The sequence below is a fragment of the Pseudomonas sp. Z4-7 genome, assembly GCF_051131965.1.
Lineage (GTDB): Bacteria > Pseudomonadota > Gammaproteobacteria > Pseudomonadales > Pseudomonadaceae > Aquipseudomonas.
Genome location: NZ_CP071642.1, coordinates 1,244,051 through 1,256,789, shown reverse-complemented (window position 1 = coordinate 1,256,789; position 12,739 = coordinate 1,244,051). Strand labels below are relative to the sequence as shown.

Here is a 12,739-nt window from a genome sequence, read left to right as displayed (position 1 = left end):
CAAGGGAGAAAGCTCCCTTGCCACATAGAGTCAGAAGACTATAGATCAGAAGACCACGGTCTTGTTGCCGTGCACCAGTACGCGGTCTTCCAAGTGATAGCGCAAGCCGCGCGCCAGGACCATTTTTTCCACGTCGCGGCCGAAGCGCACCATGTCTTCAATGCTGTCGCTGTGGCTGACACGCACCACGTCCTGCTCGATGATCGGGCCGGCGTCCAGCTCTTCGGTCACGTAGTGGCACGTGGCGCCGATCAGCTTCACTCCGCGCATCGAGGCCTGGTGGTAAGGTTTGGCACCAACGAACGACGGCAGGAAACTGTGGTGGATGTTGATGACTTTATGCGCGTATTCGCTGCACAGTGACGGCGGCAGGATTTGCATGTAGCGGGCCAGTACCACCACCTCGGCGTCGTGCTGCTTGACCAGCCGCGAGACCTCGGCGAACGCCGGGTGCTTGTCCTGCGGGTTGACCGGTACGTGGTAATAAGGGATGCCGTGCCATTCCACCATGCTGCGTAAGTCGTCATGGTTGGAAATGACACAGGCGATGTCGCAATCGAGCTCATCGCTGTGCCAGCGGTGCAACAGATCAGCCAGGCAGTGGGACTCACGACTGGCCATCAGCACTACGCGCTTTTTCTGCGCGGTATCGGTGATGCGCCAGTCCATCGAAAACTCTTCGGCAATCGGGGCGAATGCCTCGCGGAAGGCTTCGATGCCGAAGGGCAGCGAGTCGGCGCGTATCTCGTGACGCATGAAAAACCAACCACTCTGATTGTCCGAATGGTGGCTTGCTTCAGTGATCCAGCCGTTATGGGACGCCAGAAAGTTACTGACTTTAGCAACGATACCGACGCGGTCCGGGCAAGCGATCACCAGCCGAAAAGTGCGCATTAGGGGAACTCCAGAACTTCGCAAAGGCGGCCATTCTAGCCATTGCGCGGCAAAACTGCAGTATCGATCACACATCGCGCCCAGCAGTGGCTGACCTGGACTGCCAATGCCCGCATGGCAAGCTTTATCGTGAACAGATGTGAAGACTGCATCACATTATTTATTTCACGGTGTCCACTCTGTGCTAGCGCACTATTAATTAAATAAACACTGCTTAAATGTTTACTTGATGAAACTGTCTGATTACTATTACCCCACTGTCTCCTTGTCACCAGCGTCCTACATAAGGTAGTCCCCATGTCCCTGATCACCGAATACAACGCTACAAAACAAGCCATTGAAGAACTGCAACAACGTCTGGCCGACCTGTCCAAAGACGACAAACTGCAAAAAGAACTGGAATTCGAAGGCAAACTGCGCACGCTGATGGGTGAATACTCCAAGTCCCTGCGCGATATCATTGCCCTGTTGGATCCAGAGTCCAAGTCGAGCAAAGCCCCGCGTGGCGCTGTGAAAACTACCGGCACCAAGCGCGCTCGCAAAGTTAAGCAATACAAGAACCCGCACAACGGTGAAGTCATCGAAACCAAAGGTGGCAACCACAAGACTCTGAAAGAGTGGAAAGCCAAGTGGGGCGGCGACGTGGTTGAAGGCTGGGCGACCCTGCTGGGCTAAGCTCCGGCGGTTCGAAGCGTTCTCGACACAGAAAAAACGCCAGCGATTGCTGGCGTTTTTTGTTGCCTGTCCACTTCTGATTTATTTCTTTACATGGCAGCGCGGCGACTCAAAGGCTTAAACGTTTGCGCAATTGCTGGCTATAGCCCTGCCATTGAGTCAGCACCTCTTGCTGCATTGGGCTGGAAAGCGCCAGCCACTGCGTCATCGCCTCATCAAAACTTTCCAGGGTATTAGGCGCACCCCACTCCGGTGATTTCAGTCGCTGCTGGCAAAATAGCTTCCAGCGTACCTGCTCTTCAGTGCTCAAGGTGTCGGGGAAGTTACGGGCCCGGTATCGGAATAATAATTCCGGCAGGCGCTCATCATCGAAATGCCAACGTTCCCCCGCCAACTGGTCGGGATCTGCCTGGCGCACTTGTTCGCACAAACGCCGATCACGATCACCCATGAATCCAGCGTACAACTGTTGTTCGGGGTCCTCGCTCGCAGTGAAATCCTCGCGACCGTAAATCGCCTGGAGTTTATCGTGCCAGACTTGCTGTGCGTCACTTAGCCGCAGCGCCCGCTGGCGATAACCCTCCATGTCCAGTTGCAGGCGTTGCTGGTCCTCGTCGCGCAGGACTGACAGCGGCGCGACCACCGGGCACTTGTTGATATGAATAAGCTTGAGGGGTACGGGCAATTCTCCTTCCAACAACTCTTCACGGCGGGTATACAAGCGTTGGCGCAGGATTTCGGCGTCATGGTCCAGCAGCCCTTGAGGATCCAGATGCAGATCGCAGACGATCAGGGCGTTGCGGTTCTTCGGATGCCAGGCCAGCGGCAGGACCACGCCGATGTAGTTTCGCGCCGCCGAGAAGCGCCCGGAGATGTGCACCATGGGCTGTAGCAGGCGGACCTGGTCCATGACTTTCTGTTTAGTGCGCAACTGGAACAGCCAGTCGTAAAGCCGGGGTTGTTTCTGACGAATCAACCGGGCCAGGGCAATCGTTGCACGTACATCCGACAGCGCATCATGGGCCTGGCCATGGTCGATGCCGTTGGCGGCGGTCAGGCGTTCGAGCTTGAGGGTGACGCGCCCCTCCTCCTGCGGCCAGACAATCCCATCGGGGCGCAACGCATAGGCGGCCCGCACCAGGTCAATCAGGTCCCAGCGACTGTTGCCCCCCTGCCATTCCCGTGCGTACGGGTCGAAGAAATTCCGATAAAGGCTGTAGCGGGTCATCTCGTCATCGAAGCGCAGCGTGTTGTAGCCGGCGCCACAGGTCCCGGGCGCGGCCAGTTGCGCATGGACGCGGGTCATGAAATCGGCCTCGCTCAAGCCTTTTTCCGCCAGGCATGCCGGTGTGATCCCGGTGATCGCGCATGCGGCCGGATGGGGCAGGATGTCATCGCTGGGCCGGCAGTACAGGTTCACCGGTTCATCGATTTCATTGAGTTCGAAATCGGTACGTATCCCGGCCACCTGCAAGGGGCGGTCGCAACGCGGATTGATGCCGGTGGTTTCGTAGTCGTACCAGAAAATGGAGGTCACGGGCGGTTCCTGTGCTGAGGACTGGCGAAGTCTAGGCGCTGCAACCGGCCGGCGGCCAGCGCTGCTGTAACTTTTGAATACCTGGGAGGCGCAAGCCTGCGCCCTCCCGCAAGATCCCTGTTGTTTACAGGAAGCGTGAAATGACCCACAGAGTTGTATCGTGCGCCTGCACGAAGACTGCTAGCATCTGGGCCGAGATCGAACGTTCGAACCGCCCCCTCACAGGTTGCCCATGCTCGAGACACCAGCATTGCAAAGGAACGCGCCGCTGCCCGCGCCACTGGACACGCGTTACCAGGTCGAGACGCCCGAGGGCATCGACCTGCCGCTGCGCCCGGCGGGGTTGATGCCTCGCGCCCTGGCCTTTGCCATCGACCTCGGCATACGGGGCCTGGCCTTGGGCCTGCTGTTCCTGATCCTGGCGTTTTTTGGCGAACTGGGAGTCGGCCTGGGCTCGATCCTGCTGTTTGTCATCAGTTGGTGGTACATGGTGCTGTTCGAGGTGCTGAACCAGGGGCGTTCCCCCGGCAAGCAGATCATGGGTTTGCGCGTGGTGCAGGATGACGGCCGGCCTGTCGACTGGTCGGCCTCGCTGATCCGCAACCTGCTGCGCTTCGTCGACATGTTGCCCTTCGGCTATGCGTTCGGGGCGATTACCTGCCTGCAGCATCCAGCGTTCAAGCGCCTGGGCGACCTGGCGGCCGGGACCCTGGTGGTTTATCGCGAACAAGCGATCAAACGCCCCATCCTGCCATCGGCCCGACCGATACGGCCACCTTTTGTCCTCGACCTCAACGAGCAGCGTGCCGTGCTGGGCTTCGCCGAGCGCCAGGCAGAACTGTCCGGTGCCAGGGTCACCGAACTGGCGACGATCCTGGCCGCGCCGCTGAAGGTGCATCCTTCCGGCGCCGTGGCCGAACTCAATGGCATCGCCCGCGGCCTGCTGGGGCCGACATGAAACAAAGCCTTTTCGAAAAACGTCATCAAGAGGAATGGGACCGTCTGTCCCAACAGCTCGACCAATTGGAGCGCAGCCGCAACGTCGGGCAGAGCAGCGATTTCCCCAATGCCTATCGACGCCTCTGCCACCACCTGACGCTGGCCCAGGCCAGGGGCTACAGCAGCCTTTTAATAGACGCGTTGCAGCAATTGGCCCTGCGTGGTCACCAGCAACTCTACCGGGACCGCGGCCGGTTCTCGGCCAGCCTGTCGACCTTCATTCTGGCCGGTTTCCCCCGACTGGTTCGTGAGCAATGGCGTTTCGTGCTGGCGGCGGCCTTGATGTTCCTTGGTAGCCTGGTCGGCATCGGGCTGCTGGTCTACCTGTTCCCCGAACTGGTCTACAGCGTGTTGAGCGTCGAAGAAGCCAGCCAGATACGCGGCATGTACGACCCTGCCGCCGGCCACCTGGGGCGCTCGATCGAGCGGGCCGCCAGCGAAGACTGGGTCATGTTCGGCTATTACATCATGCACAACATCGGTATTGCCTTTCAGACGTTCGCCAGCGGCTTGCTGTTTGGCCTGGGCAGCGCATTCTTCCTGTTCTTCAACGGCCTGACCATTGGCGCGGTGGCCGGGCACCTGACCCAGATCGGTTCGGGATCGACGTTCTGGTCATTCGTGATCGGTCACGGCGCCTTCGAACTCACTGCCATCGTCCTGGCCGGCGCGGCGGGCCTGTTGCTCGGTTGGGCACTGATCGCGCCGGGGCGTCTCACCCGAGGCGAAGCGTTACGGCTCGCCGCCGGCAAAAGCGTGCTGATCATCGGCGGCGTGGTGCTGTTGCTGCTCATCGCCGCGTTCGTCGAGGCCTACTGGTCCTCCAGCGCGGTGACACCCACCACCAAATACATCGTCGGCGCCTTGTTGTGGCTGCTGGTGCTCGGGTATCTGCTGTTTGCCGGACGAGGCCACCATGCGCCTGAGTGACGCCAGCGTTGTCATCCGCCCCCGTACCACCTGGGAAGCCATGGACCTCGGCGTGCTGATGAGCCAGCAGCACCGACGGCTGCTGATGACCAGTTGGGCCATCGTCACGCTACCGGTGTATGCGCTGCTGACCCTGTTGCTGTGGGACTCGCCGTCGCTGGTAGTCATTGTGTTCTGGTGGCTGAAACCGGCCTTCGACCGCCTGCCCCTGTTCATTTTATCGAAGGCCCTGTTTGGCGAGCCGCCTACGCTGAAGCAGGCGTTGCGCCAATGGCCCGCGCTGCTCAAGCCGCAATTGCTGGCCAGCCTGACCTGGCGACGGCTGAGCCTGAACCGCAGCTTCCTGATGCCGGTGGTGCAACTCGAAGGCCTGGCCGGCGAGGCGCGCGAGCAACGCTTGCGCGTCCTGCTGCAGCGCAACGGCGGCGCGGCGCAGTGGCTGACCATCATCGGCGTGCACCTGGAAACCGCGCTGTGGTTCGGCCTGATGGCGCTGTTCTATCTGTTCATACCGCAACAGGTCGAGCTGGAATGGGACTGGCAGACCCTGATCGCCGTGGCCGAGCACGACTGGCTGTGGCTCGAACACCTGGTCAACTTCCTGTATCCACTGCTGCTGATCTTCTGGGAACCGGTTTACGTCGCCTGTGGCTTCAGCCTCTACCTGAACCGCCGCACGATTCTCGAGGCCTGGGACATCGAACTGGTATTCCGGCGCCTGCGCCAGCGCCTGGCCGGCTTGGCCCCGGCGCTGTTGCTGCTGGCAATGACGCTGCTGCCGTTGGCGCCACCTGCCTGGGCCGCGCAGGACGACAACGGTCCCGACAGCCCGCGCTTGCTCAACCAACCGCTGACCAGCGAGGCCTCACGGGAAAGCATTGAAGCGATTCTCGAAGCGCCGCCATTCAAGAATCCGGAAACGATCACCCGCTATCGTTTCGGCGAAGAAGCCGAAAAACCAGCCGAATCAGCCGAGCCAGCTGAAACCGATGGAGCGCCGGGCTGGCTCAAGTCGCTATTCGAATGGCTGTCGAAAAAACGCTTCGAGGGTATTGCCGCGCTGATCCAGGTGCTGCTCTGGGCGGCCCTATTGACGGCCATCGCCTGGCTGGCCTGGCATTACCGCCATAGTCTCAAGGCCCTGGCGAACCGTAGACCAGCACAGCGCATACCTTCGAAACCTCCTGCGCCGACACAGATGTTCGGCCTGGATATCCGCGAAGAGAGCCTGCCGGAGGATGTGGCGACCCGTGCCGAACAGCTATGGTCCACCGCGCCCCGCGAGGCATTGGGCTTGCTCTATCGAGCCTTGCTCAGCCGGTTGCACCATGAATTCGCCATCCCCCTGAAACCCGCCGACACCGAAGGCCAGGTATTGCAACGTGTCGAACAGCTTCAGCAGCGGGACCTGCTGGTCTTCAGCAAAAACCTGACCCAGCACTGGCAAAACATCGCCTACGGGCACCGTCCACCAGCGCCGCATCTGCAACGGGAGCTGTGCGATGGCTGGCGCGGCCTGTTCGGTCCGGGAGTTTCCCGATGAGCCGCCGCGCCGGATGGCTGGTCGCGGCGCTGGTTGCGGCGTTGGTTGGTGCAGTGGGCCTCTACTTGTCCACGAAAGCCGTGCCCTACCAGGAAACCATTGATCACGGCCCATCTCCCGAAGCCCAGGCCAATCCCTACCTGGCGGCGGAACATTTCCTGCGTCGGCATGGGGTAGAAGTCGATCACGCCAACAGCCTGGACGTCCTGCCCGGCCTCGAACCCCACCAGCGCAGCCTGCTGTTGCTGGGCGAGCGCAGCGACATGACGCCACGGGAGGCCGACCAGTTGATGAACTGGACCCGGGCCGGCGGACGGCTGCTGTTCGTCGCCGAGGCCTTGTGGGATGACAGCACCAGCAGCAGCGGCGACTTGTTGCTGGACCGCGTGGGTCTGCGCCAACTCCTCAGCAAGGACCTCGAGGAATCCGACGCCGAACTCATCAAGGATCGCTATCCCGAACTGACCAAGCTTTATCTGGAAGATGAAGAAGCGCCGGCCTATGTCGGCTTCGACACCGACTTCCATCTCGAAGACCCGCAGAACCTCGCCCAGGCCTGGGCCAACAGCGCACAGGCAACTCACATGATGCAACTGAACCACGGCCTCGGCACCATCACTGTGCTCACTGACGCCGAGCTGTGGAAGAACGACCAGATCGACCAATACGACAACGCCTGGCTGCTCTGGTACCTGAGTGCCGACACGAATGTCACGCTGCTGTTCGACATCGAGCACGACAACCTGCTGACCCTGCTGCTGCGCTATTTCCCCCAGGCCCTGGTGGCGCTGCTGGTCCTGATCGGGCTGTGGTTCTGGCGCTCGGCGGTGCGGCATGGCCCGTTGCAACAACCCGCCCCCAAGGCGCGACGGCAGTTACTGGAACACCTGCAGGCCAGCGCCGCGTTCCAGCTGCGCCACCACGGCCGGCAACACCTGTTGCAGAGTTTGCAGCATGACGTGTTGCGCCGGGCGCGCCAGCTTCATCCAGGTTTCGAACGGCTGGTCGTCGCCGAACAATGGCAAGTGCTTGCACGCCTGACCCGCCAACCCACGCGAACCATCAGCCAGGCCCTCAGCCCCCGGCCGGCGCAGCGCATGTCCAGCACTGAGTTCTGCCGCCAGGTTGCCCTTTTGCAAACTCTCAGGAATGCCTTATAGATTCCGAAAAAAATCCGCAAAAAAGCTCTATATAACCTATCGTACCCTGTCACTAACCATAGCAACTGCGGGCATTATCGCCATTTTACTTTCCGCAGGAATTTCCGCAAAGTTGCCAAACAAACAGCCGTTTCCGTTCGCTGGAAGCAAAACGATGATTACCTCGAAAACGTACCTGGATCCAGTACTGTCGGAAAATCTTCCCGCCTCGATCATTCAGGCCGCGGATCAGTTGCCGCGCAAAGCAGAGTTTCTTGCCGGGCGGCTCGCCGATGAGACATCGAAGCAACTGGCGAGCCTGTTGCGCATCACCAATACCTACTATTCGAATCTGATCGAGGGGCATCGAACCGAGATCGCTGATCTCCAGGTCGCTCGCACCACGCCGAAACGCCAGCGAAAGGAGCTCAAAGAGCTTGCCGTGCAACACATGACACAGCAGGAGGTGATGGAGCGATTGCTTCGCATGCGCCCGGCGGACAGTTTCTCTGCCTTGTTCGATCCCCAGTTGATCGCGACCATTCACCGTCGACTGTTCAAAGACGCCTCAACGCAGGAGCTGATCCTGAGCGACGGTCGGATGATGGAACCAGGAAAGCTGCGGGCCGAAGCGAATGAACAGGTCCAGGTCGGCGCACATGTCGCCCCAGCTGCTACTGCGGTATTGCCCATGCTTGAGCATCTGCAACTGCACTATGGACGTATAAACGACCCCCGACGCCAATTGATCGCCGCCCTGGCGGGTCATCACCGTGTGGCGCTTGTCCACCCCTTCCTTGATGGCAATGGTCGAGTGATCCGGATGCTCACCCACCTGCAGCTTGTCCACCTCGGGCTAAAACCGTTTCTTTGGTCACTGTCGCGTGGCTTGGCCCGAAGGCAGGATGAATACTATCGTTTCCTGGCTTTGGCTGATCGAGCTCGAGAAGGCGACTGTGACGGGCGAGGTCAACTCTCACAGCGCCATTACTTTAACTTCATCGAGTTCATGCTCGATGTCTGTCGCGACCAGATTGAATACATGACAACCTCACTCAACCCAGCCAGGCTACGCGAGCAGATCTTCCATGTGTTTTCGACGGATGCTGGCCTTCGCCGTGCGGGGATCAGACCCGCCAGTGCCGGTGCTGTGTTGGCGCTTCTCACCCAAGGTGCGATGCCGCGTGCGGAATTCAAGGTATTTACAGGATTGAAGGATCGACTCGCAACGGAAGAACTGAGCCACTTGATCGAAGCGGGAATAGTGGTCAGTAGTACGCCCAGGTCTCGCACGGTGGAAGCGGGCTTGCCCGCACGCTTCGCCGGACTGATCTTTCCGAACCTGCATATCCAGATGGGCTGAGTCATGCCGACGACTCGGCTGTCAGGTGGGAGGTGAGTTGCCGTGGTATGCAAGCGGACTGTTTTCACCTGCGCAAGTTATCCAGCGCTAATCAAACTCAACAGTTAAGAGAACGCCAGAATTGACGACTGAACAGAACGAACCTGTCGACGGCCAGGCCCATGCCGCCCAACAGCGCCAGCGCGCCAGCCAGTTGGCCCAGGCGATCCGTACCGAACTGCACAAGGCGGTGGTCGGCCAGGCTGCGGTGGTCGACGATGTGCTCACGGCGTTGATCGCTGGCGGGCATGTGCTGCTCGAAGGGGTTCCAGGGTTGGGCAAGACGTTGCTGGTGCGCGCGCTCGCGCGCTGTTTCAGTGGCGAGTTCGCGCGCATCCAGTTCACGCCCGACCTGATGCCCAGCGACGTCACCGGCCATGCGGTGTACGACTTGCAAACCGAGCAGTTCAAGTTGCGCAAGGGTCCGGTTTTCACCAACCTCCTGCTGGCCGACGAGATCAACCGCGCGCCGGCAAAAACCCAGGCGGCGCTGCTCGAGGCCATGCAGGAACGCCAGGTCACCCTGGAAGGCCGCGCCCTGCCGATCGCCCAACCGTTCATGGTGCTGGCGACCCAGAACCCCATCGAACAGGAAGGCACTTACCCGCTGCCGGAAGCCGAGCTCGACCGCTTCATGCTCAAGGTCCGCATGGACTATCCCGATGCCGACCAGGAACTGGACATGGTCCGCCAGGTCAGCCGCTCGACCCGGGCCGACATGCTTGACGTGCAACCGTTGCGCACGGTGCTGCAAGCCAAGGATGTGCAGGCGTTGCAGCGCATCGCCAGTGACCTGCCGATGGACGATCAGGTCCTCGACTACGCCGTCCGCCTGGCCCGCGCCACTCGCAGCTGGCCGGGGCTGACGCTGGGCGCCGGGCCGCGCGCCTCGATCGCGCTGGTACGCTGCGCAAGGGCCCGGGCGCTGCTGCGCGGTGGCGAATTCGTGGTCCCGGACGACATCAAGGGCTGCGCCCTGGCCGTGCTGCGCCATCGCGTAAGGCTGGCGCCGGAGCTGGACATCGAGGGGCTCTCGGTGGACCAGGTGCTGGGGCAGTTGCTCGATCAAGTCTCGGCGCCGCGGCTGTGAAAAATCGCGCGGCAAGGATGCGCCCATGAAACCCTCGCGCCTGTTGCTCATCTGGCTCGCGATCCTGCTGGCTGTCGGCATCGTGCTAGGCACATTGCGAGCGCTGGGCATCGCGGTGCCGTCGACACTCCTGTCGATCAACTGGGGGATGCTGCTGGCCTTGCTGGCCTTGGCGCTGCTCGATGCCGTGCGGCTGCGGCGCCTGCCTTCGCCCCGCGTACAGCGGCACATGCCGGGCAGCCTGGCACTGGGCCGATGGGGCGAAGTGCGCCTGCAGATCAGCCATGATTTTGCCCAGCCGATGCCGGTCCAGGTGTTCGATCACGTACCCGATGGCCTCGACTTCGACGACCTGCCCTTGTCGGTCGAACTTCAACCCGGCCAACGCAGCCAGCTCGGCTACCGCTTGCGCCCGCTCAAGCGCGGTCATTTCATTTTCAGCCACTGCGAGATCAGCCTGCCCAGCCCGCTGGGGTTGTGGTCCGGCAAACGCCTGTTGGAGGCGCTCGACAACACTCGCGTCTACCCGGATTTCGCCAGGCTCTATGACGGCCAGCTATTGGCCGTCGACAACTGGCTGAGCCAGCTCGGCATACGCCAGCGGCAGCGCCGTGGCCAGGGCCAGGAATTTCATCAGTTGCGCGAGTTCCGCGAGGGCGACAGCCTGCGCCAGATCGACTGGAAGGCCACCGCCCGCCACCGTACGCCGATCGCCCGTGAGTACGAAGACGAACGCGACCAACAGATTATCTTCATGCTCGACTGCGGCCGGCGCATGCGCAGCCAGGACGACGAGCTGGCGCACTTCGATCACGCTCTCAATGCCTGCCTGTTGCTCAGCTATACCGCGTTGCGCCAGGGCGACGCCGTCGGCCTGTATACCTTCGCCAGTGAGCGACCTCGCTACCTCGCGCCAGTCAAAGGCAGCGGCCAGCTCAACGTCTTGCTCAACGCCGTCTATGACCTGGACAGCAGCCAGCATCCCGCCGATTACCAGGTCGCGGTCAATCAACTGCTGGCCCGGCAAAAACGCCGGGCCCTGGTGGTGTTGGTGACCAACCTGCGGGATGAGGACGACGAGGAACTGCTGGCTGCCGTCAAGCGCCTGGGCCAGCAGCACCGGGTGCTGGTGGCCAGCCTGCGCGAAGAGGCACTCGACCGGTTGCGCCAGGCGCCGGTACAAACCCAGCCCGAAGCCTTGGCCTATTGCGGGACGGTGGACTACATGAACACCCGCGCCGGACTCCATCTGCGATTGGCGGCCCATGGCATCCCGACCCTGGATTCGCGCCCCGGCGAGCTAGGGGCGGATCTGGTGAGCCAATACCTGGCATGGAAAAAGGCCGGAACCGCATAGGCCCTGCGCAGGAGTCGGTTACTCAAGCCGAGGCGGGCAACGGATAAAAACAGAAATACTGCTGCAACGCGCTGACCAGCGACCCGTACTCCGGCGGCGCCCATTGCAGGCTGAAACCGGCATCGAAATGTTGCGGCGTCACGTCTTCATGACACCACAGGCACTTGGCCTTCAACCGGATCTCTTGCTGTGATCCGTCGTCGGCGGGGATTTTCAGGTACAGATCAAAGCTTGCGCCAATCATCAACGGCAATTGACTGATCAACATCAGGCCACTTTCAGAAACGTTGCCCAGAAAACCGATCGGTTTGTCGTTGAGGCCGTTGAATACCTCAAGAAAACAAGCCAGCTGATGCCGTTCAATACGGCGCTCTTTGTACATGTCCTGTATCACTTTTTTAATGGCCGCTCACGGCCCAATCGAACACTTCGGAACGAACCCAAGCGAGCCCGCTCTCCCTGATCCCCGTGCCAGACGCCAGCAAGCGTCCAGGATCATCGGCTACAGGCGTCACATAGCTATTAGAGCTCAAGCTCTAATAGCCATGTGTACAACTATAGCGCAGGTTCCGGTGACGGCCAGTCCGGATGCGGTCCCCATCATAATGCCGCGACGGCGCTTGGCCGAGGGCTGGGATGCAAGGTCGCTCAGAACGCCGTCGGGCGGATGGCCGAGGTGCTACGGGTCGGGTAATGCCCAAGGCTCTGCAAGGTTTCGAGCCGGGCGCGGGCACGATAGGCGTACTCGCTGTTGGGGTATTGCGTAAGGATGAACTGGTACGTCTGCGCCGCATCGACGAACAGCTTTTGCCGCTCCAGGCATTGACCACGCATCATCGAGACTTCCGGCTGCATGTAACGGCGGGCACGGCTGGCGCGGTCGACCTTGGACAGTTCAAGCATCACTTGCTCGCAATTGCCGCGCTCGTAGGCCTTGTAGGCCAGGTTCATGTGGTGGTTCATCGACCAACGGGTGCAGCCCGTGATGCTCAGGGCCAAGGCAATAAAAAGCACGAATCGCATGGGGAGGTTCTCCTGTCTTGAGCTCTTTATCGACCTGGCGCGAAAAATCTTCAATCGGACCAGCTCCCTCGCCACAAAAGCGATGTTCGGCTTTAGTAATTAACGGCGCAGAAATTTTCAGGAATGTTCATTTCGAAAAAGAAACGAATA

At 60.8% G+C, this 12,739-nt stretch carries 12 protein-coding genes; 8 read left to right on the top strand and 4 right to left on the bottom strand.

Going from position 1 to position 12,739, the window contains the following annotated elements; all coding sequences use genetic code 11:
• Positions 1-45: 45 nt before the first annotated feature.
• Entirely contained in the window at positions 46-894 is an 849-nt protein-coding gene (purU, locus tag J3P91_RS05410; RefSeq protein ID WP_305496443.1) for a formyltetrahydrofolate deformylase, read from the bottom strand.
• 297 nt (positions 895-1,191) lie between these two features.
• Between purU and mvaT the strand changes: the two genes are divergently transcribed.
• Positions 1,192-1,569, top strand: coding sequence for a histone-like nucleoid-structuring protein MvaT (gene mvaT, locus J3P91_RS05405; RefSeq protein WP_305496444.1), 378 nt, complete (start codon positions 1,192-1,194; stop codon positions 1,567-1,569).
• 109 nt (positions 1,570-1,678) lie between these two features.
• On the opposite strand, the gene sbcB is transcribed toward mvaT, so the two are convergent.
• Positions 1,679-3,106 (bottom strand): exodeoxyribonuclease I, encoded by a 1,428-nt coding sequence (gene sbcB / locus J3P91_RS05400; protein WP_434602940.1) that lies wholly within the window; start codon positions 3,104-3,106, stop codon positions 1,679-1,681.
• Between the two features lie 232 nt (positions 3,107-3,338).
• Between sbcB and J3P91_RS05395 the strand changes: the two genes are divergently transcribed.
• The 7 genes from J3P91_RS05395 to J3P91_RS05365 all read left to right on the top strand — a co-directional run bounded on the left by J3P91_RS05395 (position 3,339) and on the right by J3P91_RS05365 (position 11,566).
• A complete protein-coding gene (locus J3P91_RS05395) occupies positions 3,339-4,064 on the top strand; it encodes an RDD family protein (protein ID WP_434569646.1) in 726 nt (241 codons plus the stop codon).
• Positions 4,061-5,035: a stage II sporulation protein M gene (locus tag J3P91_RS05390; RefSeq protein WP_434569647.1), complete on the top strand. Its 975-nt coding sequence runs from the start codon at positions 4,061-4,063 to the stop codon at positions 5,033-5,035. Before J3P91_RS05395 ends, J3P91_RS05390 begins: the two co-directional genes overlap by 4 nt.
• Positions 5,022-6,578 carry a DUF4129 domain-containing protein gene (locus J3P91_RS05385; protein WP_434602939.1) on the top strand — a complete coding sequence of 519 codons (1,557 nt, stop codon included), beginning with the start codon at positions 5,022-5,024 and terminating at the stop codon, positions 6,576-6,578. Before J3P91_RS05390 ends, J3P91_RS05385 begins: the two co-directional genes overlap by 14 nt.
• The gene (locus J3P91_RS05380) at positions 6,575-7,738 is read left to right on the top strand and encodes a DUF4350 domain-containing protein (RefSeq protein ID WP_434602938.1); all 1,164 of its coding nucleotides are present in this window, start codon (positions 6,575-6,577) and stop codon (positions 7,736-7,738) included. Before J3P91_RS05385 ends, J3P91_RS05380 begins: the two co-directional genes overlap by 4 nt.
• A 154-nt stretch (positions 7,739-7,892) precedes the next feature.
• The gene (locus tag J3P91_RS05375) at positions 7,893-9,080 is read left to right on the top strand and encodes a Fic family protein (protein WP_434602937.1); all 1,188 of its coding nucleotides are present in this window, start codon (positions 7,893-7,895) and stop codon (positions 9,078-9,080) included.
• 121 nt (positions 9,081-9,201) lie between these two features.
• Entirely contained in the window at positions 9,202-10,209 is a 1,008-nt protein-coding gene (locus tag J3P91_RS05370) for an AAA family ATPase (RefSeq protein WP_305496452.1), read from the top strand.
• Between the two features lie 25 nt (positions 10,210-10,234).
• Positions 10,235-11,566 carry a DUF58 domain-containing protein gene (locus J3P91_RS05365; protein WP_434602936.1) on the top strand — a complete coding sequence of 444 codons (1,332 nt, stop codon included), beginning with the start codon at positions 10,235-10,237 and terminating at the stop codon, positions 11,564-11,566.
• Between the two features lie 22 nt (positions 11,567-11,588).
• Here J3P91_RS05365 and J3P91_RS05360 read toward each other — a convergent pair whose 3' ends face one another.
• Together J3P91_RS05360 and J3P91_RS05355 are read right to left on the bottom strand one after the other, a co-directional pair.
• The gene (locus J3P91_RS05360; RefSeq protein WP_434569652.1) at positions 11,589-11,948 is read right to left on the bottom strand and encodes a PilZ domain-containing protein; all 360 of its coding nucleotides are present in this window, start codon (positions 11,946-11,948) and stop codon (positions 11,589-11,591) included.
• A 266-nt stretch (positions 11,949-12,214) separates the two neighbouring features.
• Complete coding sequence (locus tag J3P91_RS05355; RefSeq protein WP_305496455.1) at positions 12,215-12,589, bottom strand: tetratricopeptide repeat protein; 375 nt, start codon at positions 12,587-12,589, stop codon at positions 12,215-12,217.
• Positions 12,590-12,739: the final 150 nt, after the last annotated feature.

Excerpts from the sequence above, each read along its gene's own strand:
- J3P91_RS05355 (WP_305496455.1), bottom strand. The coding sequence starts at position 12,589 with ATGCGATTCGTGCTTTTTATTGCCTTGGCCCTGAGCATCACGGGCTGC.
- purU (WP_305496443.1), bottom strand. The coding sequence starts at position 894 with ATGCGCACTTTTCGGCTGGTGATCGCTTGCCCGGACCGCGTCGGTATC.
- J3P91_RS05395 (WP_434569646.1), top strand. The coding sequence starts at position 3,339 with ATGCTCGAGACACCAGCATTGCAAAGGAACGCGCCGCTGCCCGCGCCA.
- mvaT (WP_305496444.1), top strand. The coding sequence starts at position 1,192 with ATGTCCCTGATCACCGAATACAACGCTACAAAACAAGCCATTGAAGAA.
- J3P91_RS05380 (WP_434602938.1), top strand. The coding sequence starts at position 6,575 with ATGAGCCGCCGCGCCGGATGGCTGGTCGCGGCGCTGGTTGCGGCGTTG.
- J3P91_RS05385 (WP_434602939.1), top strand. The coding sequence starts at position 5,022 with ATGCGCCTGAGTGACGCCAGCGTTGTCATCCGCCCCCGTACCACCTGG.
- J3P91_RS05375 (WP_434602937.1), top strand. The coding sequence starts at position 7,893 with ATGATTACCTCGAAAACGTACCTGGATCCAGTACTGTCGGAAAATCTT.
- J3P91_RS05390 (WP_434569647.1), top strand. The coding sequence starts at position 4,061 with ATGAAACAAAGCCTTTTCGAAAAACGTCATCAAGAGGAATGGGACCGT.
- J3P91_RS05365 (WP_434602936.1), top strand. The coding sequence starts at position 10,235 with ATGAAACCCTCGCGCCTGTTGCTCATCTGGCTCGCGATCCTGCTGGCT.
- J3P91_RS05360 (WP_434569652.1), bottom strand. The coding sequence starts at position 11,948 with ATGTACAAAGAGCGCCGTATTGAACGGCATCAGCTGGCTTGTTTTCTT.